Below are 25,372 nucleotides of genomic sequence, written 5' to 3' on the forward strand. Positions count from 1 at the left end.
TCCTCGGTTCCAGTCGTATCAAAGGGCGTCTGTGTCGGTCTCGCCGGTGCGGATGCGCACGGCGGCCAGCAGGTCGTAGACGAAGATCTTGCCGTCACCTATCTTGCCGGTGCGGGCGGCCTGGCAGATGGCGTCGATGATCGGCTCGACGCTGTCGGCCCGGGTGGCGATCTCCAGCTTCACCTTGGGCAGAAAATCCACCTGGTATTCGGCGCCCCGGTAGAGCTCGGTGTGCCCCTTCTGGCGGCCGAATCCCTTGACCTCGGTGACCGTCAGCCCCTCCACGCCGAGCTGGGCGATGGCTTCGCGGACGTCGTCGAGTTTGAACGGCTTGATGATGGCGGTGATTAACTTCATGCGATCTCCCCAGTCCTTGGTGGTTCCCTCATACCAGGGGCAAATATTGGGCCAATAATTTTCTCCTATTTATTCAATGATTTATTTTGTGCCAATCCAAGGGAAGGGGGCATGGCGCCCAATATGGGCCGGGCTGCGCCAAGGTGGTGCACCGCCCTGGTGCAACCCGGCGGCGGAAAGAAGCGAGAGCATGTGACGGGGCTCAGGACTCACCGTGGAGCGGGCTGCTACTGTTATTCAGAGGCCCGGCGGCTGGCCGATACCCTTGTCATGGCGGGCGATGCGTGGCCCCTGACAACCCGGCAGGCCGACAACGGGTTCCCACAGTGGCAACAAGCGGGCCCGAGTCACCCGATCTGGCGCCAGGTAGCAGAACAAGGATGGTTCCCATGCTGCAAGACAATGACACCCTCACGATCCCGGATCTGAACGAGGCCGTGATGCGCGGCATTCTGGAGGTCGTCAGCGACGGTATCTGGGACTGGAATGCCAACACCGGCTACGTCTATCGCAATCCGGGCTGGTACCAGATGCTGGGCTATGAGCCGCACTCCCTCGACAACAACGTCTTCACCTGGGAGAACGTGATCCACCCGGACGATCTGGCGCGGGTGATGGAGCGCTTCGACGCCTACCTGAGCGGGAAATCGCCCGACTACCGGGTCGAGTACCGCTGCCGTTGCCGCAACGGCGACTATCTCTGGGTGGAGGACCGTGGCCTCATCGTCGCGCGCAACCCGGACGGTTCCGTGGCCAGGATGATAGGGGCGCACCGGAACATCCATGCCCAGCGGGAACTCTACGCCCGGCTGGAGCTGCACAATCGCTCCCTGGAGCAGCAGGTGGCGGAGCGCACCGCCGAGCTGGAGCGGCTCAATCTGATGCTGCAGCACCAGGTGGAGGAGAACCGCCGCCTGGCGGAAACGGACTCCCTGACCGGCGCGGCCAGCCGCTATCGGCTGGAGCAGGCGGTCCGGCTGGAGTATGAGCGTGCCAGACGCTTCAAGGAGCCCTTCGCCGTGATCGCCATGGACGTGGACGACTTCAAGCAGATCAACGATCGCCACGGCCACGGGGTGGGGGACCAGACCCTGATCGACATAGTGCGCCTGACGCGCGGCTCCATCCGCGAGATCGATCTGCTGGCCCGCTGGGGAGGGGACGAGTTCATGCTGGTGCTGCCCAACACCCGGTTGCCCGACGCCCTGCTGGTGGCCGAGAAGTTGCGACAGCGGCTGGGCTACGCCAGGGTCAAGGGGGTGGAGCCGGTCACCCTGAGCTTCGGGCTGGTGGAGTCCGATCCCGACGAGCCGCTGCCCCAGCTGATGGCGCGGGTGGACAGGGCGCTCTACCGGGCCAAGCTGGCGGGCAAGGATCAGCTCTGCGGCTAGACCGGTGTCACTGGTCGGAGGCGATGGACGGGTTTACCCCCCCGGATACGGCTTGACCTTGGGATTTCCTTGACGCCAATCCTTCCCGCTGGTCTCATGCGCGCTCTTTCATTCCTGCGAGATGTATCTTAATGAAAAAGTGCCTTCTGATTGCCCTGACCGCCCTGCCTCTGGTTGCCCAGGCCGGCCTGATGGATTCCCTGACCGACACAGTGACCAGCAGCGTCACCAGCACCGCCAAAGAGATGGCGGGCAGCGCCATGGACACCGCGTCCAACGAGGCGATCAAGAAGGCCCTGGACATCAAGGAAGGTGGTTCCAACAAGCAGGCCATCAAGGACAAGCTGGGCGCCCCCGCCAGCACCAGGACCGACGCCGGTCTGGAAGTGTGGACCTATGATCTGGGTGCCCTGAACAAGGCCTCCCCGCTGCTGGCCGAGACCACCAAGTCCCTGCTGAAGGATTCCGAAGTGGCCCAGAAAGACGTGGTCATCAAGTTCGAAGGCGAGACCGTCAAGACCCTGAACCTGGCCAACAAGGCCTGAGTGATGGTGACCTGAATGAGAAAGGGGCCCGAGGGCCCCTTTTTGCTGGCTGACGTTCAGGCTCACACCTTGAAGCTGTGCACCAGGGTCAGCAACTGGCGATTGGAGCCCAGCAGGGTGGCGGCGCTCTGCTCCGTGTTGCTGCCGTTCTCCACCAGCAGGCCCAGCATGTCGCGGATGCTCACCATGTTGCGGTTGATCTCCTCGGTGACCCGGCTCTGCTCCTCGGCGGCGGTGGCGATCTGGCTGCTGAGATCGTGGATCTGCACCACGGCGTCGGCCATGCTGTCCAGCCCGCCCGTGACCTGGCCCGTGTTGTCGGCCGCCGCCTGGCAACTGCGCTTGGTCTGCTCCATGGCGAGCACGGCCTCGGCCACCCCCTGGGTAAGCCGTGACAGCATGCTGCCCACCTCGGCGGTGCTGTTCTGGGTGCGGGCCGCGAGGGCGCGTACCTCGTCGGCCACTACCGCAAAGCCCCGCCCCTGCTCGCCGGCCCGGGCCGCCTCGATGGCGGCGTTGAGCGCCAGCAGGTTGGTCTGGGCGGCGATGCCGCCGATCACCCCGAGCACGCTGCCGATCTGTCTGGCATCTTCCTGCATCTCCAGCACCTTGGCGGCGGCGAGATCCACCTCGTCGATGAGGGCCACCACGCTGGCGGAGGCCGATCCCACCACCCTGCGCGAGCTCGCGGCCTGGCCATTGGCGACCTCGATGAAGCTCGCCGAGTCGCTGGCGTGCCGGGCCACGCTGTCGGCGGTGGAGCTGAGCTCGGTGAGGGCGGTGACGACCTGATCCGTCTCGCTGGCGTGTTCCCCCAGGATCCGCCTGGCCTGCCCGGTCTGCTGATCGAGCTGGGCCAGCTCGCGGGTGATGAGGTCGGTGGCCTCGGTCACCTGCACCATCATCTGCTGCAGGAAGGCGATGAAGCGGTTCACCGACAGGGCGATGCCGTCCAGCTCGTCATGGCCCTTCACCTGGATGCGGGCGGTCAGGTCGGCATCGCCGGCACTGAGGGCGTCGATGTTGAGCCTGAGGGTCTGCAGGCGGCTGCCAAGCTGGCGGATAGCCAGCACCATGAGCACGAACAGCAGGCCCACCAGGGGCAGCTGGATGCTCGCCAGGGTGGCGAGCACGTCCCGGCTCTCCTGGGTCAGGGTACGGGTCGGCAGGGCGGTGGCCAGCAGCCAGGGGGTGCCTTCGATGGCTTCCATCAGCAGGGTCTGCTCCTCCCCCTGATCCTGGAAGGTGGTGCGCAGCAGCCCCTTGCTCGCATCCTGGCCCAGCAGGCCGGCGATGGCACCGGCGAAGGGATAGTCGGCATGGGCGGCGAGGTTGCCGAGCACCACATCGCCGGTCAGGCGGGCATTCTTGCTCAGGATCTTGCCGTCAGCCTCGACGATCAGCACCTGGCCGCCGATCTCCTGCTCCTTCCTGGCCACCAGGTCGTTGAAGAAGCCCAGGGTCACGTCTATGGTCGACACCCCGTACAGGGCGCCATCGCGATAGATCCCCATGGCGCAGTTGGTTCTCGGCTGCTGGCTGGCGCCGTCCTGGTAGGCGGCCGCCCAGGCACAGGTGCCGCGAGGAGCCCGCTGGCCGGCCTGGTGCCAGGGCTGCTCGAAGTAGTTGGGGGCCTCGGCCGAGTTCCAGTAGGTGTTGGGAATGAGGGCGTTGGCCGCATCCCTGTGGTAGAAGGTGCTGAACTTGGCGCGGCCCGCCTCGCGTTTCTCTGGCAGGGGCCAGATGCCGCCACCGAAGACCATGGCGTTGCCGTATTGATCGATGAGGGCGGGCAGCAGGGCGTCGATCTGCTCGCTCGGCAGTTGGGCCACCAGCTGGGTGATGCTGCGGGACTGGGTCTGCACCCCGTTGAGCTGGTCGCGGATATCGGTCGCTATCTCGCCGACCCGCAGCGCCACGTTCTGCTCACCGGCCTGCTGCAGCGCCGGCTTGATCCAGAGCTGGATGCCGATCACCGTCAGGGCGCACACCAGCGCCATGAAGCCCACGAAGACGGCGGTGTAGCGCCCCTTGATCGTGCCCAGATTCCATTCCATCTCGACTCCTGTCCACCGTTGTCGGGGCCTCGCCCGAAGTTGTCATGAGGCGCCATTATGAGTTATTTCGAAAGGGAAACGTTTGTTATCGCTCACATAACCGGGGTGAGGAAACAGAAAAGGGGTATGGGGGCGGGAGAATCTCGGTCTGGGTGGTTGAGCGGAAACGAAAAACGGGGTGGCCAAGGCCACCCCGTCGTCAACTTGTCTGCCGGTTTGTGTCTTCTGGGTCTACCTCGGCAAACCGCCTTGTCACGTCGGCTTACTGGTTGGCCTCTGCGAATTGTTTCATCACCTCGGCGTGCTTGACCATGCCGTCGGCGCGCAGGGAGAGGTTCTTCACGAACTCCGCCTTCTTGGCCGGATCTTCAATCCTGTCGTAGCGCTGCTGCAGGTGGGCCTGGATCTGTTCCGGGGTCATGTTCTGCATGCGGGCCATCTTGTCGTGGCGGCCGCCGTGGTGCTTGCCGCCCATCATGCCGGCACCGTCCATGGGGCAACCGGCCGCCATGGCCTGGGTCGGCTGGGCGGTGGAGACGGCCTCGCTGGCGGCATAGGCGCCCAGCGGCAGGCCGAGGATCAGGGTGGCGGTCAGCAGGGTCTTGGTCAGGTTTTTCATGGGTCACTCCTGTCTAATTGGGATGGATGCAGGCTGTTTCGCCTTGGTACCCAGTAAACACCGTGGAAGTGTCTGAACTTTGCCAGTACCGGACTATTTTGTAGCAGAGTGTGGCATCTTGGCGCTCTGGCACACTTTGACACAACCCGTCCGGTTGATTTTCGTATAATCGCCCCAGCTCGATAACGGGAGAGACAGTGATGAACCAAGGCAGCCCCCACATTCTGGTGGTCGACGACCACAGCGAGATCCGCGATCTGCTCAAGCGGTTCCTGGAGCAGCACGGCATGCGTGTCAGCTGTGCCCGGGATGGCAAGGAGATGAAGCGGCTGCTGGACGAGCGGGAGTTCGATCTGCTGGTGCTGGATCTCATGATGCCGGGGGAGGATGGCCTGACCCTGTGCCGCGAGCTCAGGGTGAAGTCCCGCCTGCCCATCATCATGCTCACCGCCATGGGGGAGGAGACGGATCGCATCATCGGCCTGGAGATGGGGGCCGACGACTACCTCTCCAAACCGTTCAACCCGCGGGAGCTGCTGGCCCGCATCAAGGCGGTGATGCGCCGCACCCAGGCGGAGAGCCTGCCCGTGCCCGAGACCCTGACCCGGGATCTGCGCTTCGACCGCTGGCTGCTCGACGTCAATCGCCGCGAGCTGGTGGACGAGGAGGGGGTGGGGATGAGCCTCTCCACCGCGGAGTTCGATCTGCTCAAGGTGTTTCTGGAGCGGCCCCAGCGGGTGCTGAGCCGGGATCAACTGCTGGATCTGGCCCGGGGCCGGGAGGCGGTGGCCTTCGATCGCGCCATCGACACCCTGGTGAGCCGGCTGCGCCGCAAGCTGGAGCGGGATCCCAAGAATCCCGAGCTCATCAAGACCATCTGGGGTGGCGGTTACCTGTTCGCCGCCGACGTGACCCAGGAGTGAGGCGATCATGATCAAGAGGCTCTTCGCCAGGCTGCTGCCCAAGGGGTTGACCGGCCAGATAGTGCTGGTTGCCCTGGCGGGGCTGGTGTTGATCCAGTTGCTCAGCATCCAGATCTACCGCTCTGACCGGGAGGAGGCCCTCGGCTACGTCAACAGCCGCAACGCCATGCAGCGCATCGTCTCGGTGGTGCGGCTGCTCTCCCTCTCGCCCCCCTCCCTCTATCACGAGATCCTCAAGGCGAGCCGCAGCGAGACCCTGCTGCTGCGCCTCTCCGACGAGCCGCTGCAGCCGGACAACCGCAGCCCCCGCTTCGAGCGGCTGGTGCGGGCCAAGCTCGACTACCCGCCCCAGCTGGCGGTGGAGATCAGCGCCGAGCTGAAGCAGGAGTTCCAGCGCAGCCGGGCCTGGCAGCATCACAGCCGCATGATGAAGGATCGCAGCGGCATGCCGCCGCCCCAGGACATGCGGCTCTATGGCTCCATCGAACTGCCGAACGGCGGCTGGCTGCAGTTCAGCTCCCTGGTGGACAAGGAGTCGGCGAGCTGGTCCTGGCAGACCACCCTCAACCTGCTGCTGGTGGCGAGCCTGGTGATCGGTCTGATGATCTGGCTGTTCCGCCGCGCCACCCTGCCCCTCAAGCAGCTGGCCGCCAACGCGGACCGGCTGGGGCGGGGGGAGGACATAGAGCCCCTGCGGGAGGAGGGACCCACCGAGATCCGCGAATCCATCCAGGCCTTCAACCGCATGCATACCCGGCTCGATCGCTTCGTGCAGGACAGGACCCGGATGCTGGCCGCCATCTCCCACGATCTGCGCACCCCCATCACCAGCCTGCGGCTGCGCAGCGAGTTTCTCGCCGACGGCGAGGACAAGGAGCGCTTCCAGCAGACCTTGCAACAAATGGAGCAGATGCTGGCGGCAACCCTGAGCTTCGCCCGGGAGGAGGGGCAGCAGGAGGCGACCCGGGAGCTGGATCTGGTCAGCCTGCTGGAGAGCCTGTGCGACGACTACGCCGACATGGGGCAACCCGTCACCTGCCTGGCCGAGGGCAAGCAGGTCTACGCCTGCCGCGCCAACACCCTGCGCCGGGTGCTGCAAAACCTCATCGGCAACGCCATCAAGTATGCGGGAGGGGCCGAGGTGTCCTTGGTGCGCACCGACTCCGAGCTGCTGATCCGGGTCTGCGACCGGGGACCCGGCATCGCCGAGGCCCAGCTGGAGGAGGTGTTCAAGCCCTTCGTGCGGCTCGACGAGGCCCGCAACACCGAGTCTGGCAGCGTGGGACTGGGGCTCGCCATCGCCCGCACCCTGGTGCACCAGCACGGCGGGGAGCTCAGCCTCCACAATCGTCCCGAGGGCGGGCTGGAGGCGAGGATCAGCCTGCCGCTGTGAGTACAGGTTCCATGTTCGGGAAAGGGCGTCCAGGTTGGCGCCCTTTCTCTGTCTTCGGCCGGAGCTGATGGGGTGAAACGACAGCTGCCGGATCGCGGGCAACAAAAAACCCGCCGAAGCGGGTTTTTTCAATTCTTGCTGAGACGCTTGTCGATCAACGGCAAGCAGCTCGGGCGTGAATTACAGGCCGGTAACGTTGGCAGCGGCCGGGCCTTTCTGGCCTTGCTCGATGGTGAACTCAACGCGCTGACCTTCTTCCAGGGTCTTGAAACCGTTGGACTGGATGGCGGAGAAGTGAACGAACACGTCTTTGCTGCCGTCAGCCGGGGAGATGAAGCCAAAGCCTTTCTCGGCGTTGAAGAACTTTACGGTACCAGTCATTTTGTTGGACATGATAATTTCCTTGAATAGTGATATTGAAACGCCACCGGTGTGGCAATCCATGATTTTTCGTCAGCAATACGTATGGGGAGCACTAAAGAAGGAGAATTATCTGGCAAGAATTATCGGGGACAATTGCATGCACAAATCACTGCTTTAAGATGACTGCCTAACATAATCAGGTCTGAACTACCGAACCATCGAAAACGATTAGAACACGCACACTCCGCCATGGCAATCTTTATCTTGGTATTCTTTCTTCCCGAGTCGGTCCTCGCCAGCGTTTTATGTTGATGTGCGCGCCATGCCAGGCGCATCACGCCGCCAACCCCAATATGAGAACATCATCCTCTGGTGATGAGTCGTTTTTTGGCGCAATCATCCGCATGCATTCATGCTGGCATCAGCGTCTGCCACGGAATTTGTTGCTGACGGACTCAGCCCAGTCGAAGGTGTCGGGCAGCACCTGATCCCTGGCCCGCTCCTTGGCCTTCTCCCTTGCCAGTGCGGAAGCCGCCTTGGCTGCCTTGGCGCGATCCGAGGCGATCTTCAGGCGCCCGGCCTCCCGGATCTTGTTGCGCTCCCCGTTGGTCAGAGGGTGATCGGCATTGGCCTGGGCCTTCTGCACCAAGAGGGCGATCTCGGCCTTCTCGGTCTCGGTCAGATCTTTCATTTCCAGCTTCTTCATGGCGCGCTCCTGCGGCAGGTGAAAAGCCACCCTAACACACATCTGTGGGCGTCTCTCGTCCCATCTTGCGGCCGGTCTGGAAAATGTCGCCTGGTCGCCACTTCCGGGGGACAAGGTCCCGGCAGGCACTGGCTGGAGCGGCCTGCCGCAAGGCTGGATCCCGATGGAAGGTTGGGGGTATGCTGGAACCAGTGCGATCCTCGATCGTCACTGCTAGCGTACGATTCGGCTGACATGCTGGAATCTTCATTCCAACTGTCCTGGTAACCTTTTTGGAGTCTGATGATGAGCAACAAAGAACAGCATCACGGCAAAGATGCCAAGAAAAAACCGCAGATGTCACTGAAAGAGAAGCGCGAGGCCAAACGGCAGAAAGCCGAGCTGAAAAATGGCAGCGCGATGAAGTAACGCTCCCCACACTGTCGTTCCACCGGAGCCAGTATCAAGCCAGTCCTCATGGGCTGGCTTTTATATTTTCCGCTGATGAGGTGGTGCCATAGGCGGCAAAGATCCGTTCATAGCGGCCGTCGGCCTTCATCCGGGTCAACTGCCTGTCGAACAACCGTTGCTGCTCGATCTCCCGAAAGGCGAAGTGGTAATGAGTGGGCGGGAAGAGGTCGTGCTGCCTGACCCTGTCCGAGGGATAGCGCTCGTCATTCTTGTCTTCCCCGAGCAACTGCGCCAGATAGTAGTAGAAGACCCGCTGATCCAGGATCACGGCATCGGTGCGTCCCAGCAGCAGCCGCTGTACCTGGCCTTCCTGCCTCGCCACCTCTTCATAGCGGGGATTTCGGGCGACGATGTCAGCGAACTCTGTTCCCAGGATCTGCCGCGCCCGCTGGAAGGCGCTGACTCGCAGCGTTTGCAGATCCTGGAGGGAGTGAAACGCCGTCTGATCGAGGGTAAAGACACGGTTGTGGAAGGTGATCACGCGCTGGGATAGGTAGGCGTTGTCCACCATGCCGGGTTTGACGTTGATGATGGCATCCAGCTTGCCTTCCTCCAACATCCGGAAGGTCCGCTCCAGAGGCAGATAGATGACCTGCAGCTCATGATCGCTGCCGGCGAAGGCCTCGCGCATGAGATCGAGCTCTATGCCCCTGTCCTCGTGCGTGAGCACATAGGGCGGAATGGCGAAGCTCACGCCTACCCGCAGCGGCGCCGCCGCCAGGGGGGCGGCAAACATCAGCAGGGCGAGATACAGCAGGCGGTGGAGGTGACTCATGCAACTTCTCGTAGGAGTGATTCGCTCCGATGATAGCCACAAGTGAGCGCGCTGGAGAGGGGGAGGGCCGGAGCGTCGTGACAACATGGTGACCGGGGGGGATGAATGCGTCAGAAACAGGCAAAAAAAGGCCCTGTGTGATCAGGGCCTAGTGACATTTAGAACGGGATGTCGTCGTCGAAATCCATCGGCGGTTCGTTGTAGACCGGCGGTGCGGATTGCGGTTGCTGGGCCGGACGACCGTAGCCCCCCTGGGGCTGCATGTTCTGCTGCGGGGCGGCAGGGCGGTGCATGCTCTGCTGCGGCGCAGCCTGTTGCGGTTGACCCCAGTTGCCCTGGGACGACTGACCCCCCATGCCCTGGCCGGCGCCCTGCGGACGACCACCCAGCATTTGCATCACGCCGGTGAAGCTGTCTACCAGCACTTCGGTGGTGTAGCGCTCCTGGCCGCTTTGATCCTGCCACTTGCGGGTCTGCAGCTTGCCTTCCACATAGACCTGGGAACCCTTCTTCAGGTATTCGCCGGCGACTTCGGCCAGCTTGCCCATGAAGACGACGCGGTGCCACTCGGTCCGCTCTTTCTGCTCGCCGGTCTGCTTGTCGCGCCAGGTGTCGGAGGTGGCCAGGGTGATGTTAGTCACGGCACCGCCGCTCGGCATGTAGCGCACTTCCGGGTCTTGCCCCAGGTTACCGATCAGAATGACTTTGTTGATGCCTCGACTGGCCATAATCTCTCTTCCACCCTTATGTATACCGGCCAGGCCAGATGCCTGGGCCCATTCAATAATGCGTTTGTTTGCAACAAGATGCGCGCCGCGGATGGACGTCATCCACACTCAGTGTCGTGGCCGGGCCGGCGCTTGCCAGCGGGGACACCGCTCACGGCCACGGCGTTTGTCCGTCATAGTACCAGTTGGCGGGCATGAGCGCACACCTTCCTGCCTCGGCGAGCGTCAACGCCTCGCCACAACCTGAGTAAATTACCCGAGGTCCGGGGCCACCAGCAAGCGGATGACGACGGAGTGTGCTGCATCAAGGGCAAAGGCCTGTTATGGTGCTGGCTGGCACCACTTTACCCCCCATATGGGGGGCGTGTGCTAGTCACTTGTATTGGTTGGAAAATTGCTGGGCTTCAAAGGAGCCACGGCGACGTCTAATACTTTTTTAATGCTGCAGCCTGAAAGGGGATTGGTACTCTTTCTTGCCAAAAAAAGCCCTGACTCGAATGTGCAAGGAAGTCTTCTTGATGACGCCCGAATACCCCCTAGTGCTGATCACCGAAAATAACGCACAAGCCACCAGTTTCCAGCGTCACCTCAGCGAACAGCTCGGCCTGTCCATCCTGCTGGTGGGAGAGCTGGACGCCCTGCCGGATCCCGCCGTCACCGGTGCCCAGCCACTGCTGCTGATCGATCTGGACTACCTCAAGTCAACCCAGCAGGAGCAATGGAGCAAGGCCATCTGTCACCGTTTCAGCGAGGCCAGCGCCGTGCTGCTCAACGCCCCGACCAGCACGGACAAGGAGCTGCTGCTGATGTGGCCCCATACCAGCGGGCTCTTCTTCCGCCAGGACAGCCTGGATCGCCTGGTGATCGGCATCCGCAAGGTGCTGCAGGGGGAGTACTGGATCCCGCGCCACCTGCTGTGCGATCTGGTGGATTACTACCGCAAGGGGAATGGGCAACCCCTGCGCCAGCAGACGCTGCTGACCGCCCGCGAGCAGGAGATAGTCCGCCACCTGATGACGGGGGCCTCCAATACCGAGATCGCCGACAACCTCTTCGTGAGCGAGCACACCGTCAAGTCCCACCTCTACAACGTGTTCAAGAAGCTGAACGTCAAGAACCGCCTGCAGGCGGTGAGCTGGGCCAAGGAGTATCTCTGAGAGGTGGGAGGATGATAAAAGACTGTCTATTCATCCAGTAGTCTCTATGCCATACTGACCCGCTCTGGTTCCCGTATCGAGCGCGCAACAAGATGGAAAAAATCGTGATCCGGGGTGCCCGCACCCACAATCTCAAGAACATCAACCTGACCCTGCCTCGCGACAAGCTGATCGTGGTGACCGGTCTCTCCGGTTCGGGCAAATCCTCCCTGGCGTTCGATACCCTCTATGCCGAGGGCCAGCGCCGCTACGTGGAGTCCCTCTCCGCCTACGCCCGCCAGTTCCTCTCCCTGATGGAGAAGCCGGACGTGGATCATATCGAGGGGCTCTCCCCGGCCATCTCCATCGAGCAGAAGTCCACCTCCCACAACCCGCGCTCGACCGTCGGCACCATCACCGAAATCTACGACTACCTGCGTCTGCTGTTTGCCCGGGTCGGTGAGCCGCGCTGCCCGACCCACGCCATCCCGCTCGCCGCCCAGACCATCAGCCAGATGGTGGATCAGGTGCTGGCCCAGCCCGAGGGCGCCAAGCTGATGCTGCTGGCTCCCGTGGTGCGCAACCGCAAGGGGGAGCACACCAAGCTGCTGGAGAACCTGGCGGCCCAGGGCTATATCCGGGCCCGCATCGACGGCGAGGTGTGCGATCTCTCCGATCCCCCCGCGCTGGAGCTGCACAAGAAGCACACCATCGAAGTGGTGGTCGACCGTTTCAAGGTGCGCGATGATCTGGCCCTGCGCCTGGCCGAGTCGTTCGAGACGGCGCTGACCCTCTCCGGCGGCATCGTATTGGTGGCACCCATGGACGGGGAAGAAGGCGTGGAGCCCATGACCTTCTCCGCCAACTTCGCCTGCCCGGAGTGCGGCTACTCCATGTCTGAGCTGGAGCCGCGCATCTTCTCCTTCAACAACCCGGCCGGCGCCTGTCCCACCTGCGACGGCCTGGGGGTGCAGCAGTATTTCGATCCCGCCAAGCTTATCCACGATCCGGGCCAGAGCCTGGCCGGCGGGGCCATCCGTGGCTGGGACAAGCGCAGCTTCTACTACTTCCAGATGCTCAAATCCCTGGCCGAGCACTACCAGTTCGACCTGGAGACCCCCTGGGAGGAGCTGCCGGCCAAGACCCAGGAGGTGATCCTGCGGGGCTCGGGTCGCACCGAGATCGAGTTCCGCTATATGAACGATCGCGGCGATGTTGTGGTGCGCAAGCACCCCTTCGAGGGGATCCTGCACAACATGGAGCGGCGCTACCGGGAGACCGAGTCCAACTCGGTGCGGGAAGAGCTGGCCAAGTACATAGCCAACAAATCCTGTACCAGCTGCGGTGGCAGCCGGCTGCGGGAGGAGGCGCGCCACGTCTTTGTCGACAACCGCAACCTGCCCGCCATCGCCGAGCAGTCCATCGGCGATGCGCTGGCCTTCTTCGAAGGGTTGAACCTCACCGGCCAGCGCGCCCAGATTGCCGAGAAGATCCTCAAAGAGATCGTCGAGCGGCTCGGCTTCCTGGTGAACGTCGGCCTCAACTACCTGAGCCTGTCCCGCAGTGCCGAGACCCTCTCCGGCGGCGAAGCCCAGCGGATCCGGCTGGCGAGCCAGATCGGTGCCGGTCTGGTGGGGGTGATGTATGTACTCGATGAGCCCTCCATCGGCCTGCACCAACGCGACAATGAACGGCTACTCAAAACCCTCACTCACCTGCGTGATCTCGGCAACACGGTGATCGTGGTAGAGCACGACGAGGATGCCATCCGCCTCGCCGACCATGTACTCGATATCGGCCCGGGGGCGGGCGTGCATGGCGGCGCCATCGTCGCGCAGGGCACGCCGGAGGAGATCATCAATAATCCCGAGTCGCTGACCGGTGACTACCTCTCCGGCCGCAAGCAGATCGCCATCCCCGCCGAGCGCACCCCGCTCACCGGCAAGTGGCTGAAACTCAAGGGGGCGAGCGGCAACAACCTGCGCAACGTCAACCTGGATCTGCCCATCGGCGTGATGACCTGCGTCACCGGCGTCTCCGGCTCCGGCAAGTCGACTCTGATCAACGACACCCTGTTCCGCATCGCTCACCGGGAGCTGAACAAGGCCACCGAATCCACCCCGGCCCCCTATCGCAGCGTGGAAGGGCTGGAGCACCTGGACAAGGTGGTGGACATCGATCAGAGCCCCATCGGGCGCACCCCGAGATCCAACCCGGCGACCTACACCGGCCTGTTCACCCCGATCCGCGAGCTGCTCTCCGGCACCCAGGAGGCGCGCTCGCGCGGCTACCAGCCGGGCCGCTTCTCCTTCAACGTGAAGGGGGGGCGCTGCGAGGCGTGCCAGGGGGATGGGGTCATCAAGGTGGAGATGCACTTCCTGCCGGATGTCTACGTGCCGTGCGACGTCTGCAAGGGCAAGCGCTACAACCGCGAGACCCTGGAGGTGAAGTACAAGGGCAAGAACATCCACGAGATCCTCGAGATGACGGTGGAAGATGCCCGCGAGTTCTTCGATCCGGTGCCGGCGGTGGCGCGCAAGCTGCAGACCCTGATGGACGTGGGCCTCTCCTATATCCGGCTTGGCCAGTCAGCCACAACCCTGTCGGGCGGCGAGGCGCAGCGGGTCAAGCTGGCGCGGGAGCTCTCCAAGCGCGACACCGGCCAGACCCTCTACATCCTGGACGAGCCGACCACCGGGCTGCACTTCCACGATATCCAGCAACTGCTCAAGGTGCTGCACCAGCTGCGGGATCGCGGCAACACCATCGTCATCATCGAGCACAACCTGGACGTCATCAAGACCGCCGACTGGATCGTCGATCTGGGGCCTGAGGGGGGCGCCGGTGGTGGCCGTATCCTGGTGACCGGCACGCCGGAAGAGATGAGCCGCTGCAAGGAATCTCACACGGCCCGATTCCTGGCGCCACTGCTGGGCAAGTAAGGGAAAGTCATGCAAACGAGGGGCTCAGCAGGCCCCTTTTTGTCGGAGTAAATGGCCCCGTCGGGCGAGCGCGGCAGCGCCGGCGATATGAAGGTTCAGTGGGCCAGCATCAGGAAGGCGAGGGCAAACAGGAAGCCCAGCAGAATGAACAGGAAGGAGCCGATGCCCCAGATGGCTGCCAGGATGCCGATTATTTTGTCTTTGCGCGTTTGTGGTTTCATAAAAATTAAATTACAGCGTCGCTACATCGCATTAATAAAATACGCTGACGGACATAATTAAACAACAATGAAAAGGAGATATGAGGGGCGTTAAGGTGTATTTGTTTGGTATTTTAAGTTGTCCGCTGATGCCTAAAATTATCTCTTGATGTTGTATTTAAATGGTTTTTTGTTTTGTCTCGCCTGAATTGTGAACATGGAAAGCTGCTGTGTACATCCATCTATTTCTTGATAACTATTGAGCCAAATCAATAACCGGTCATTCACATCCTTTTATAGTTTTCGGGCTTACAACATAGAAAGAAAACAAAAAGGAATAATGTGATGAAAAAGATCCTTCCTCTGTTAATCGCAGCCGCTTTTGCTTCCCCCGTCGCCATGGCACACCAGGCCGGTGACATCCTGGTCCGTGGCGGCCTGGCCTTCGTCTCCCCCCAGACCAGCAGTGACGACGTGCTGGATATCGACAGCAACATGCAGCTGGGGCTGACCCTCTCCTACATGCTGACGGACAACTGGGGCGTCGAGTTGCTGGCGGCGACGCCTTTCTCTCACTCCGTTAAACTGGGTGGGGCAGAGGTGGCAAAGGTCAAGCACCTGCCGCCGACCTTGATGGCGCAGTACTACTTCGGGGATGCCAACAGCAAGGTGCGTCCCTATGTCGGTGCCGGCATCAACTACACCACCTTCTTCGACGAGGAGGGGCGCGGTGCCCTGGCCGGGACGGATGTGAGCGTCGACTCCTCCTGGGGGCTGGCGGGTCAGGTGGGCCTGGACATGGCGATCAACGATCGCTGGTTCGTCAACGCCTCCGCCTGGCTCATCGACATCGACACCGATGTGCACACCGCCGTGGGCACCATCAACACCTCCATCGATCCGGTCGCCTTCATGTTCGGTGTCGGCTACCGCTTCTGATGACAGGGTTGGCCGCCACAAGGCCATGACAACCAAGCATGTCTCTTTGGCCCGGCTCTGTTCGGGCCCTTTTCTGCCCGGTGTCGCCGGATAACTGTGATCCGGCGCGCCATCGCATCACTAAGTGCTCTTCCATTGTCCCGCGCTGCCGATAAGCTCCCCATTCACCCCTTTTCCCAACGAGTGAGGATGTCTCCATGGGTTTATCTATCGTGCAGCGGATCATCGCCGGATTTGTGCTGATGTTGCTGCTTCTGGTGCTGCTCGGCTTCATCAGTATCCTGAAGATCCGGGGGATCAACGAGGGACTGTCCCAGGTATCGGATCGCGCCACCCCCCTGGTGATCGCGGTCGCCGGGCTCAAGGGAGCGCTGCAGGACAGCAACCGCTGGGTGCTGACCTACAGGACCAGCGAGGATGCCACCCAGTTGCCCCAACTGGCCAGCCAGTTCAAGGCGCAGCAGGAGCGCTTCCTGGCCCAGAGCAAGGAGATGGCCCGTTTCGACGGCGTGGCCGAGGCCGGTGAGCGGTTCCGCCAGGTCGACGGGGCAACCCGTGAGTTCTACGGGCTGGCGGATCAGGTGCTGACCCAGCATGGCCAGTGGGTCGCCGCCCTCGATCGGCGCCATGAGCTGGAGCTGGCGTTCATCCGGCTGGAGGACACCTATCAGTGGGCCGCCGACCTGTTGTTGCAGCAGACCGCCAGCAAGCGATCCATGCGCAACAAGGCCGAGCTCATCACCTCCGGCATCGCCCGGGATCTGAAGAACATCCGTCGTGCCGATGCCAAGACCGACCTCAACGAGCTGGAGAAGGTGCTCGGCAAGGACATCGAGATGGCGCGCAAGCGGCTCGAGCGGGTACAGGTGCCCGACGATGTGAGACAGCGCTTCGTCGTCAACCTGGACCGGATGCAGGAGCTGGCGCTCGGCCCGCAGGGGCTGTTGGCCACCATGCGTCACGGCCAGCAACTCGCCGCCTCGTTGCAGTCCCTGAACCAGCAGCTCGACACCAGCCTGGTCAACAGCCTGGCGCTGCTGGACGAGATGGGCAAATCGGCGGGCAGCATCGCCAGCCAGAGCCGGATCGGGGCCGATGACGCGGTCAGCAGTGCCAGCGTCTGGATCCTGATCGTGGCCGCCGTCTCGGCTGCCGCCGCCCTCCTCATCGGCTATACCACGGCGCGCAGCATCCAGCGCCCTCTGCAGCTCATCGATCGGGAGCTTGACCGCATGGCCACGGGCGACATGACCCGGCGCATCGACTATCAGAGCCGCTGCGAGTTCGGCAGCCTGACCCGCTCCATCAACACCCTGGCGGACAAGACGGGGGAGCTGCTCGCCCAGATCAATGCCGGCTCCCGCCACCTGGTGGACGAGGCGAGCCGCGCCGCCGAGATCAGTGAAAGGGCCATGTCCCGGGTGCAGGATCAGAAGAGCCAGACCGATCAGGTCGCCGCCGCCATCACCGAGCTGGAGGTGAGTGCCACCGAGGTGGCGCGTTCCACCGACGGCACCAAGCGCGAGGTGGATCTGGCGGACGAGGAGGCCCGTGCCGGACGCAAGCAGGTGGCCAGCACGCGCCGGATCACCGAGCAGTTGGCGGGCGCCATGGAAGAGGCGGTCGGCATCACCCACAAGCTGGGGGAATTCAGCGACAACATCGGCAGCATCCTGGACGTGATCCGCAGCATCGCCGAGCAGACCAACCTGCTGGCACTGAATGCGGCCATCGAGGCGGCCCGGGCCGGTGACGCCGGCCGCGGCTTTGCCGTGGTGGCGGACGAGGTGCGGGCGCTGGCCAACCGGACCCAGACCTCGACCGAGGAGATCCAGTCCATGATCGAGAACCTGCAGAGCTCCAGCAAGCACGTGGTGGAGGTGATGGCGCGCAGTCAGGAGCAGACCCAGGGGTGCGTGGCACAGACCCGGGTCATGGACGAGGTGCTGCAATCCATCGCCGAGCGGATGAGCTCCATCAAGTCGATGGCGGACCAGGTGGCCCACGCGGCCCAGGAGCAGATCTCGGTCAGCCAGGGAGTGGCCCGCCATATCGCCGGGATCGCGGACGTGGCTTACGAGACCGAGCGCGAGGCGCGGGAATCGGCAAGCAGCAGTGAGGTGCTGGCGGATCTGGTCGCCAAGCAGCAGCAATTGATCGCTCATTTCAAGGTGTAGGAGGACTTATGGCTAACAAGTGGATCGGGGCCCTGAGTCTCCTGTTGTGCGGCCAGCTGATGGCTGGCGAGCTGGTGATCGAAAGCTGGCGTATTGATGACAAGGCCCTGTGGGAACAGAAGATCATCCCCGCCTTCGAGGCCGCTCACCCGGGCATCCAGGTGAAGTTCAACGGAGTGCAGAACGTCGATTACATGCCGACCCTCTGGGCCAGCCTGAAGGCGGGCAAGGCGGGGGATCTCATCACCTGCCGCCCGTTCGACGATTCCCTGGCCCTGTTCAAGGCAGGCCACCTGGTGGAGTTGAGCGAGATGGCGGGGATGGAGAACTTCCCGAGCTTCGCCCAGTCCCCTTGGCAGACCGACAGCGGGGCCCAGACCTTCTGCGTGCCCATGGCCTCGGTCATTCACGGCTTTTTCTACAACAAGGCGATTTTCAGCGAGCTGGGGCTGACGGTGCCGCAGACCCGAGACCAGTTCTTCGCGGCGCTCGACAAGGTGAAGGCGGATGGCCGCTATGTGCCGCTCGCCATGAGCGGCTCGGAGAGCTGGGTCGCCTCCGAGCTGGGCTTCCAGAACATAGGCCCCAACTACTGGAAGGGGGAGGATGGCCGCCTGGCGCTGATCGGGGGCCAGGAGAGATTCAACAACCCGCAGTATGTCAAGGTGTTCGAGGAGCTGGCCCGCTGGCGCGACTACCTGGGTAAAGGGGGCGAGAGCCGGGACTATGCCACCACCAACGAGCTGTTCACCTCGGGCAAGGCCGCCTTCTATGCCGCAGGCTCCTGGGAGATAGCCCCCTTCACTGGCAAGGTGGACTTCGGTGTCATGCGCCCGCCAGTCGCCAAGCAGGGGGATGGCTGCTTCTTCACCGACCACACCGATATCGGCATGGGGATGAACCCGGCCAGCAAGAACAAGGAGGCGGCCATGACCTTCCTGCAGTGGCTGACCACCTCCCAGTTTGCCGAGCTCTATACCAACTCGCTGCCGGGCTTCTTCTCCCTCTCCAACCACTTCTTCGAGGCCACGAACCCGGCGGCAAAGGAGATGATGGAGTGGCGGGATCAGTGCGACTCCACCATCCGGGTCGCCACCCAGATCCTCTCCCGTGGCACTCCCAAGCTCGGGGACGAGCTGGCCGAGGCGAGCCAGCAGGTGTTGCTCGGCACTGCGACGCCCCAGGCCGCCGCCGAGCGGCTTGAGCAGGGCCTGAAGAGTTGGTACGCCCCCCATCAGGGTCAGCAGGCCAAGGCGGTGGATTGCCAATGCACGGCGCCGGCGGCCTCTGCCGCTTCCGCCACGGCAGAGGTGAGCGCCACCCCTGCACCATCTGCGGCCATCTCGACGGAGGTGATCGCGTCCTCTGCGCCCGTGCCAGCCCCCGCTGTGATCGCCCCCTCATCGGCCGCTTCGACCGACGTCGAACAGGCGCTTGCCAGCGAGCTGGAGACGGCGCAGCCCTGATGGGCGACCCCATGAGACAACGGGAGGCATCTGCCTCCCGTTTTTATTGCGGTGAAGGTTCGTCGGGCGTGGTGTGCCATCGGCAGAGGCTGCCGATGCGCGCCACCGGCGTGAAGCCGAGGGCGCGATAGACCCGCTGGGCGTGATAGTGCTCGTCGGCCACTATGATGAGTCGCGCGGCCCGCTCGAACCCCTGGTGAGCCACCTGGCTCAGCAGTTGGCGGCAGAATCCCTGGTTGCGCCACTCCCTGTGGGTGCGCACCAGCTGGAAGCGCCCCATGGTACCGGTGAAGAAGAGGCCGCAGCTGGCGATCAGGCGATCCTGATGCCAGATCCCCCACCACTGCCCCAGCCCGTCGGCGATCATCGCCTCATAGAGGTGGCGGCGCGACCGCAGATAGGGCAGGTAGCTCTCCTCCGAATGGGCGGGATCCCGCTCCTCCAGCTCGAAGGCGAGCCACTCGTCCCAGTCGTCGGCGCTGAAAGGGCGGGCCCGAGCCGCGCTGCCCCGGTCCGGCGCACGCCAGCGATCGGCCTCCAGGGCCAGCACCACACACTCCATGTACTGGTATCCCGCCGCCACGAAGCCGGCGACCCGGCTGTTTTGTCCCTCGGCCAGGGGCCACTGGAAGGTGCGATGGCGGATCCTGGGATCCTGGCCTATCAGGGTGTCGAAACTGGCCTCGAGCCAGCCCTTGTCACGATCGCTTGGGGGAGTGGGGAGCAACAGGTAGTTGCCGAAGTAGTAGTCCGGAGAGCCCGGGGTGCACACGGCCCAGAATCGCTCATGGTCCGTCACCTCGCCCTGATAGCGGTCGAACAGCAGATCGGTGGCAAAACCGGGGTGATCTTCCATGACGAGGCTCCTGTAAATGCTTGAATTGATTATCGGCGGGAGGGGAAAGAAGTTAAAAAAAGGCCGGGAGACCCGGCCAAACAATCACACGCAGATTCAGAACGTCCAGGACGATCCGCCCGCATCATAGCGTGCCTGACGGCATTTTGGGATGGGGCCGGTCATTACTTAGGTGGAATTGCAAAAGAAAAAAATCGTTTATCCCCTCTGCCAGCGAGAATTCGGTGTTGACTTTGATCCGTTTTCTCATAAAGATAGAAAGACGTTTAGACGTCCAAACATCCGTTTTGACGTAGAGGAATGGGTTGCAGGACAGGGAGAGAGCAGATGGGATTTCACAGCGCGCGTCAGGTTGAAGCACTCAACCAGAGTCTGGCGGATCTGGGTGGCGACATATCGGTCAGTTTCGAGTTTTTTCCGCCCAACAGCGAAGGGATGGAGAATACCCTCTGGCAGTCCATCGAGCGACTTCAGGTGCTGGAACCCAAGTTTGTCTCCGTGACCTATGGCGCCAATTCGGGCACCCGGGATCGCACTCACAAGGTGATCAAGGACATCAAGGAGCGCACCGGCCTCATCGCCGCACCGCACCTGACCTGCATCGATGCCAGCCGTGACGAGTTGCGCACCATAGCGCGCGACTACTGGAACAGCGGCATTCGCCACATAGTGGCACTGCGCGGGGATCTGCCCCCCGGACTCGACAAGCCGGACATGTATGCCACCGACCTGGTCGCCCTGCTCAAGTCCGAGGCCGACTTCGACATCTCGGTGGCCGCCTATCCGGAAGGGCACCCCGAGGCCAGAAGCGCGCAGTCCGATCTGCTCAACCTCAAGCGCAAGATAGATGCCGGCGCCAACCGTGCCATCACCCAGTTCTTCTTCGATGTGGAGACCTACCTGCGTTTTCGTGATCGCTGTGCGGCCATCGGCATCGATGCCGAGATAGTGCCCGGCATACTGCCGGTCTCCAACTACCAGACCCTGGCCAAGTTTGCCGGCTTCACCAACGTGAAGATCCCGCGCTGGATGCATCAGCGTTTCGAGGGGCTGGAGCACGACCAGCTGACGCGCAACATGGTGGGGGCCAGCATCGCCATCGATCAGGTGCGGGTGCTGAGCCAGGAAGGGGTGAAGGACTTCCACTTTTATACCCTGAACCGCTCCGAGCTGACCTACGCCATCTGCCACACCCTGGGGGTGAGGCCGAAAGCTCAGGCCTGATCCCGCGACCCCGGATACAGGAAAGCCAATGAGTCTCCTCATTGGCTTTTTGTCTTGGATGAGGGTCAGGGTCGGGTCGGCTGGATCTCTTTGGGCTCCAGCGTGATGACCGCATTGCCGGCCGCGCCGGGATACTGGTGATAGCTCTGGTCCTGCTCCAGGGTATAGAAGGTATCGAGATAGTCGTCGTTGTTGGTCATCCAGGAGTCGGGCAGCGCCTTGACGATACGGCCGCCGAGGTCGAGGAAGGGCAGGGCCTCCGGTACGCCACCCGCGGTGAAGCCGAGCTTGAGTGCTTCGATCAGCAGGGCGCTCAGCTCCTTGTAGTTGACGTTGTCGTCCTGCTCCATCATGACGACGTCGACGGCACCCCAGCGGTAGCGATCCCAGTACACCAGGATCTGGTTCGGGCTGTAGTCGGTGTTGTCATCATCGAGATAGGGCATGTCGACGATGTCCACCACGGGCTCATCCCGGCTGGGATTGACCCCGGCCACCACGGCGTAGACCTCGGCTGCTCCCAGCAGCCAGGGCTCCTGATCATCGTTGAGCCTGATCTGCTTGAGGATACTGGTCTTGAGTGGTGCCGTCCCGCTGGTGGCGCGAGGAGCAGCCTGCAAGTCGGCCTCGGCCAGCGCCTTGCGCATCACCTTCAGACCGGCATTCTTGGCTTTGATAGGGTCTGCTTCCACCACCAGCACCGGCCGCGCCGGTGGCTGGTTCACATCGAGATAGACGGGATTGCCGGCGCCGTCGAACGCCTCGATGGCGCTCCAGCTCTTCTCATCGCCGCTCGGCACATAGGCAACCAGGGGTTCTGCTCCCTGCTTGAGCGCATTCGCCTGCTCGGGATTGGCCAGCCGCAACTGCATGAGTTGTGTGGCCTCACCCTCGAGCCCTTGCCGATGGATGGCGGCCTGGTTGGCATCCGTGGCCTGTCGCTTGAGGCGCGGGCTCGCCTTTTTCAGCAGCTTGGGTAGCGGACTCTGGTACGCCTGTTGGGCGAGCTGGGGTAGCAACTGCTTCTGCTGCAGTGCGAGCTGACGGGCCAGCTCCCTGTCCGTGTCGGCGGCTTGGGCAAGGGTGGTGCCCAGCAGCGCCAGCAATAAGATGACAGCCTGATTCCTCATTCTTCTTCTCCAGTATTGAGTCTGACAGCGACGCCTGTCGGGAAGGATCTGCGCCGCTTTCTCACTAGACGGGAATGGGGTTCATATGTGAACCATCTCTGCCGAATTATGTGCTGTGTCTCACTGGGGTCTCCCCAGATGGTCAGATCAGGCGCGCAGCCGGTTGACTTGATGCAGCGCCACGCCGACCAGCAGTCCCCAGCAGGCCGAGCCGACCCCGAGCAGGCTGATCCCCGAGGCGGTGATGATGAAGGTCAGCAAGGCGGCTTCTCGCTCTCCATCTTGCTGCAAGGCGCCGTGCAGGCTGCTGCCTATGGTACCGAGCAGCGCCAGTCCGGCCACGCAGGTCACCAGCTCGGTGGGAAATGCGCTGAACAGGGCGACCACGGTCGCCCCGAAACAGCCGGTGATCAGGTAGAAGGCGCCCGCCCAGAGTGCGGCCGGCCAACGGCGAACCGCATCGGGATCCACCTCCTTGCCCATGCAGATGGCCGCCGTGATGGCCGCCAGGTTGAAGGCATAACCACCGAACGGGGCCAGCAGCAAGCCGGTCAGGCCGGTCCAGGTGATCAGGGAGGAGGTGGCCGGCTGATAGCCATGGGCGCGCAGGATGGCAATGCCTGGCATGTTCTGGGACGTCATGGTGACGAGAAACAGTGGCAGGGCTATGCCCAGCAAGGCCTGGAAGGAGAAGGAGGGCGAGATCCACACCGGACGGGAGAGTTGCCAGTGCACCTCGCTCAGTTGCAGATCGCCCCTTAGGGTACAGAGCAACATGCCGGCAGCCAGCACCAGTACCATGGTGTAGCGGGGCCAGAGGTGGCGACCGAGCAGGAAGATCAGCAACAGGGTGCCAAGCAGCAGGGGATCCTGGGGGGCCACCTTGAAGAGGTCCAGTCCGAATCTGAGCAGGACGCCGGCCAGCATGGCGGCCGCCAGGGGAGCCGGAATGTGGCGCATCAGCCGATCGAACCAGCCGCTGATGCCGCAGAGGGTGATCAGCAGCGAGGAGAGGATGAAGGCGCCGATGGCTTCGGCCAGGCTGAAATTGCCAAGGCTGGTGATGAGCAGGGCAGCACCCGGAGTGGACCAGGCGGTCAGCACCGGGATGCGATAGTAGAGGGAGAGGCCGATGCAGCTTACTCCCATGCCGATCCCGAGCGTCCATAGCCAGGAAGAGACTTGGGCGGCGTCTGCACCGGCAGCCGTGGCGGCCTGGATGATCAAGACGACCGAACTCGTGTAACCCACCAGAACGGCGATGAGGCCTGCGACCATGTGAGGGAGGGCAAAGGGCATGAGAACTTCCTTGTGGATGCTGCTTGTCTGTGCGTTATTACGTACAATATGGCTTTGACTATAGCGATGTGCGTTATAGCGCACAATATGGTTCAGACAAAATCGGAGAGCAGATGCAGGAGATGAGTCGCTATCTGGCCCAGCGATTGAAAGGGCTGCGTGCCGAGAGGGGGTGGAGCCTGGATGCGGCTGCCCGGGAAACCGGGGTGAGCAAGGCCATGCTGGGACAGATCGAGCGAGGGGAGTCCAGCCCGACGGTGGCGACCCTGTGGAAGATTGCCACCGGCTTTCGGGTTTCCTTCTCCAGCTTCATCGAGCCGACCCCGGATGCCCTGGATGAGACGCTCTATCGGGTTGCCGACGACATTCGCCAGCAGCCGGCGGGTGAGGGCATGCAGGTGGCGCCCCTCTTCCCCTATGAGGGACGTTTTGGTTTCGAGCTGTTCGAATTGACCCTGTTGCCCGGCTATCAGCGGGAATCAGAACCTCATGAACACGGGGTTACCGAGCACGTGATCGTCATCAGCGGAACTATGGAGGTGCTGGTCGACGGGGAGTGGCGCTCCCTCGATCAGGGGGAGGCCGTGCGCTTTGCCGCCGATCGCCCCCATGGTTATCGCAATCTGGGAATCGCCCCCGCCATCTTCCATAACCTGATCCACTACCCAGCCCCTTCCCCCAGGGACTAGCCTGGGCGGCCGTCTGCTCTGGGACTGGTCAGGATGGGAGCATAGACCCAGACGAACAGGCCGTAGGCGGCAATCCAGCTCCAGCCGCTGAGGTTCCATCCCGTTAGGGTCAGGTTTGGCCAGCAGAGGGGTAACAATACCCGCATGAGTGCAGACAGGATGACCAGCGCAAATGCCACCGTGATCCTGTGCCCGACCTGCAGGGCCCTGCCGCTGTGACCGAGGGATACCCGGGCTATCATCCCGAGGATCATGGTACCCATGCTGCCTGCGCTAAGCAGGTGGCTGGTCAACGACAGGGTGATCGGCCAGCCGGCGGAGTGCGCGGCCAGAGCAGCCAGCCCCAGAGGAATGAAGAGGTAGGCCAGGTGCAGCGACCACAGCAGGGGGTGTGCCACAGTGGTGGCGGGACGCCAGCGCAGCTGTCTATGGAGGTGTGCAGCGGCCGCCACTATATATAGAGGGAACATATAGAGGCCGGTGACCCACTGGGTGGGGAGCAGCAGCCAGAGCAGCAGGATGAGCCACAGGGCAGCGAGTGCGGTTCGCTCCAGCCACGGCAGAGGAATGGCTTTCTCCATCCCGGTGGCTCTGGCGGTGAAGAAGGGGATGACACGTCCTCCCATCACCGCAATCAGGGTCGAGAACAGCAGCACCGCCGTGATCAGCAGGTGTTCTATCAAGGGCCAGTCGGTGCGCCACAACCAGCTGACGGCGTTGAGCAGGGTCAGGACGACAAGCAGAGGCACAAAGAAGAGGTTGCGCCACTGCCGGGTTGCTACGATAGGCTTGGCCAGAAACCAGGCGCAAAGGGGGAGCCAGAGCAGGTCTGCCGCCATCAAGAAGATGTTTCCCTCCCCCAGCCAGGGCAACAATACCCTCGGCAGTGCCCACAAGGCCACGACCAGCGCCAAGGACCAGCTCCGCACCCCGGGATGTGCCGTCCAGTTTTGTACCGCGGTCAGAAGAAACCCCGCGACGATGGCAGCACCAAAGCCGAACAGCAT

The 25,372-nt window shown here is 62.8% G+C and carries 24 protein-coding genes (1 of these 24 running past the window's edge); 12 read left to right on the plus strand and 12 right to left on the minus strand.

What is annotated here, in order from left to right; genetic code table 11:
* Nucleotides 1-18: 18 nt before the first annotated feature.
* Nucleotides 19-357 (minus strand): P-II family nitrogen regulator, encoded by a 339-nt coding sequence (locus I6L39_RS08245; RefSeq protein WP_216991528.1) that lies wholly within the window; start codon nt 355-357, stop codon nt 19-21.
* A 389-nt stretch (nt 358-746) separates the two neighbouring features.
* Here I6L39_RS08245 and I6L39_RS08250 point away from each other — a divergent pair, with 389 nt between their 5' ends.
* Together I6L39_RS08250 and I6L39_RS08255 are read left to right on the plus strand one after the other, a co-directional pair.
* Nucleotides 747-1,748 (plus strand): sensor domain-containing diguanylate cyclase, encoded by a 1,002-nt coding sequence (locus tag I6L39_RS08250; RefSeq protein ID WP_042078667.1) that lies wholly within the window; start codon nt 747-749, stop codon nt 1,746-1,748.
* 131 nt (nt 1,749-1,879) lie between these two features.
* A complete protein-coding gene (locus I6L39_RS08255; RefSeq protein ID WP_200163916.1) occupies nt 1,880-2,293 on the plus strand; it encodes a hypothetical protein in 414 nt (137 codons plus the stop codon).
* Nucleotides 2,294-2,355: 62 nt separating this feature from the next.
* Here the strand turns inward: I6L39_RS08255 and I6L39_RS08260 are convergent, their stop codons facing one another.
* Complete coding sequence (locus I6L39_RS08260; protein ID WP_216991529.1) at nt 2,356-4,350, minus strand: methyl-accepting chemotaxis protein; 1,995 nt, start codon at nt 4,348-4,350, stop codon at nt 2,356-2,358.
* A 262-nt stretch (nt 4,351-4,612) separates the two neighbouring features.
* The gene (locus tag I6L39_RS08265; protein ID WP_042078670.1) at nt 4,613-4,969 is read right to left on the minus strand and encodes a hypothetical protein; all 357 of its coding nucleotides are present in this window, start codon (nt 4,967-4,969) and stop codon (nt 4,613-4,615) included.
* A 200-nt stretch (nt 4,970-5,169) separates the two neighbouring features.
* Between I6L39_RS08265 and I6L39_RS08270 the strand changes: the two genes are divergently transcribed.
* A complete protein-coding gene (locus tag I6L39_RS08270) occupies nt 5,170-5,892 on the plus strand; it encodes a response regulator (protein WP_010675899.1) in 723 nt (240 codons plus the stop codon).
* Nucleotides 5,893-5,899: 7 nt separating this feature from the next.
* Nucleotides 5,900-7,285 (plus strand): ATP-binding protein, encoded by a 1,386-nt coding sequence (locus I6L39_RS08275; RefSeq protein ID WP_042078671.1) that lies wholly within the window; start codon nt 5,900-5,902, stop codon nt 7,283-7,285.
* Between the two features lie 180 nt (nt 7,286-7,465).
* On the opposite strand, the gene I6L39_RS08280 is transcribed toward I6L39_RS08275, so the two are convergent.
* Nucleotides 7,466-7,678 (minus strand): RNA chaperone/antiterminator CspA, encoded by a 213-nt coding sequence (locus tag I6L39_RS08280; RefSeq protein ID WP_042078672.1) that lies wholly within the window; start codon nt 7,676-7,678, stop codon nt 7,466-7,468.
* 391 nt (nt 7,679-8,069) lie between these two features.
* On the minus strand, nt 8,070-8,354 hold the full coding sequence (gene yjbD / locus I6L39_RS08285) for a DUF3811 domain-containing protein (RefSeq protein ID WP_042078673.1): 285 nt from the start codon (nt 8,352-8,354) through the stop codon (nt 8,070-8,072).
* A gap of 285 nt (nt 8,355-8,639) precedes the next feature.
* On the opposite strand from yjbD, the gene I6L39_RS20315 reads away from it, so the two are divergent.
* Nucleotides 8,640-8,762, plus strand: a complete 123-nt coding sequence (locus I6L39_RS20315; protein WP_010675895.1) for a hypothetical protein — start codon at nt 8,640-8,642, stop codon at nt 8,760-8,762.
* Nucleotides 8,763-8,808: 46 nt separating this feature from the next.
* Here the strand turns inward: I6L39_RS20315 and I6L39_RS08290 are convergent, their stop codons facing one another.
* Complete coding sequence (locus tag I6L39_RS08290) at nt 8,809-9,579, minus strand: ABC transporter substrate-binding protein (RefSeq protein WP_216991530.1); 771 nt, start codon at nt 9,577-9,579, stop codon at nt 8,809-8,811.
* 158 nt (nt 9,580-9,737) lie between these two features.
* Nucleotides 9,738-10,307 (minus strand): single-stranded DNA-binding protein, encoded by a 570-nt coding sequence (locus I6L39_RS08295; RefSeq protein WP_042078675.1) that lies wholly within the window; start codon nt 10,305-10,307, stop codon nt 9,738-9,740.
* Between the two features lie 518 nt (nt 10,308-10,825).
* Here I6L39_RS08295 and I6L39_RS08300 point away from each other — a divergent pair.
* Both I6L39_RS08300 and uvrA read left to right on the plus strand, forming a co-directional pair.
* Nucleotides 10,826-11,464 (plus strand): LuxR C-terminal-related transcriptional regulator, encoded by a 639-nt coding sequence (locus I6L39_RS08300; RefSeq protein WP_209795023.1) that lies wholly within the window; start codon nt 10,826-10,828, stop codon nt 11,462-11,464.
* A gap of 92 nt (nt 11,465-11,556) precedes the next feature.
* Complete coding sequence (gene uvrA / locus I6L39_RS08305) at nt 11,557-14,385, plus strand: excinuclease ABC subunit UvrA (RefSeq protein WP_216991531.1); 2,829 nt, start codon at nt 11,557-11,559, stop codon at nt 14,383-14,385.
* A gap of 95 nt (nt 14,386-14,480) precedes the next feature.
* Here the strand turns inward: uvrA and I6L39_RS20320 are convergent, their stop codons facing one another.
* Nucleotides 14,481-14,606 (minus strand): hypothetical protein, encoded by a 126-nt coding sequence (locus tag I6L39_RS20320; protein ID WP_005328766.1) that lies wholly within the window; start codon nt 14,604-14,606, stop codon nt 14,481-14,483.
* A 324-nt stretch (nt 14,607-14,930) separates the two neighbouring features.
* Between I6L39_RS20320 and I6L39_RS08310 the strand changes: the two genes are divergently transcribed.
* The 3 genes from I6L39_RS08310 to I6L39_RS08320 all read left to right on the plus strand — a co-directional run bounded on the left by I6L39_RS08310 (nt 14,931) and on the right by I6L39_RS08320 (nt 19,167).
* Nucleotides 14,931-15,524: an OmpW family outer membrane protein gene (locus I6L39_RS08310; RefSeq protein ID WP_216991532.1), complete on the plus strand. Its 594-nt coding sequence runs from the start codon at nt 14,931-14,933 to the stop codon at nt 15,522-15,524.
* 197 nt (nt 15,525-15,721) lie between these two features.
* Nucleotides 15,722-17,701 (plus strand): methyl-accepting chemotaxis protein, encoded by a 1,980-nt coding sequence (locus I6L39_RS08315; RefSeq protein ID WP_216991533.1) that lies wholly within the window; start codon nt 15,722-15,724, stop codon nt 17,699-17,701.
* Between the two features lie 8 nt (nt 17,702-17,709).
* Nucleotides 17,710-19,167, plus strand: coding sequence for an ABC transporter substrate-binding protein (locus I6L39_RS08320; RefSeq protein ID WP_216991534.1), 1,458 nt, complete (start codon nt 17,710-17,712; stop codon nt 19,165-19,167).
* 43 nt (nt 19,168-19,210) lie between these two features.
* On the opposite strand, the gene I6L39_RS08325 is transcribed toward I6L39_RS08320, so the two are convergent.
* Nucleotides 19,211-20,023, minus strand: a complete 813-nt coding sequence (locus I6L39_RS08325; protein ID WP_216991535.1) for a GNAT family N-acetyltransferase — start codon at nt 20,021-20,023, stop codon at nt 19,211-19,213.
* Nucleotides 20,024-20,350: 327 nt separating this feature from the next.
* On the opposite strand from I6L39_RS08325, the gene metF reads away from it, so the two are divergent.
* Nucleotides 20,351-21,247 carry a methylenetetrahydrofolate reductase gene (gene metF, locus I6L39_RS08330; protein WP_042078684.1) on the plus strand — a complete coding sequence of 299 codons (897 nt, stop codon included), beginning with the start codon at nt 20,351-20,353 and terminating at the stop codon, nt 21,245-21,247.
* Between the two features lie 65 nt (nt 21,248-21,312).
* Here metF and I6L39_RS08335 read toward each other — a convergent pair whose 3' ends face one another.
* The gene (locus I6L39_RS08335) at nt 21,313-22,377 is read right to left on the minus strand and encodes a DUF3103 family protein (protein WP_216991536.1); all 1,065 of its coding nucleotides are present in this window, start codon (nt 22,375-22,377) and stop codon (nt 21,313-21,315) included.
* A 147-nt stretch (nt 22,378-22,524) separates the two neighbouring features.
* Complete coding sequence (locus I6L39_RS08340; RefSeq protein WP_216991537.1) at nt 22,525-23,676, minus strand: benzoate/H(+) symporter BenE family transporter; 1,152 nt, start codon at nt 23,674-23,676, stop codon at nt 22,525-22,527.
* Between the two features lie 113 nt (nt 23,677-23,789).
* Here I6L39_RS08340 and I6L39_RS08345 point away from each other — a divergent pair, with 113 nt between their 5' ends.
* Nucleotides 23,790-24,365: a helix-turn-helix domain-containing protein gene (locus I6L39_RS08345; protein WP_216991538.1), complete on the plus strand. Its 576-nt coding sequence runs from the start codon at nt 23,790-23,792 to the stop codon at nt 24,363-24,365.
* Here the strand turns inward: I6L39_RS08345 and I6L39_RS08350 are convergent.
* A protein-coding gene (locus tag I6L39_RS08350; RefSeq protein WP_216991539.1) for an NnrS family protein crosses the window boundary here: on the minus strand, nt 24,362-25,372 show its 3' portion. The gene runs 186 nt beyond the window's last position; 1,011 of the gene's 1,197 nt are visible here — the last part of the coding sequence; its start codon lies off the right edge, out of view; its stop codon occupies nt 24,362-24,364. The genes I6L39_RS08345 and I6L39_RS08350 overlap by 4 nt on opposite strands.

The sequence above is a fragment of the Aeromonas sp. FDAARGOS 1409 genome, assembly GCF_019048705.1.
GTDB classification, from domain to species: Bacteria; Pseudomonadota; Gammaproteobacteria; order Enterobacterales; family Aeromonadaceae; genus Aeromonas; species Aeromonas sanarellii.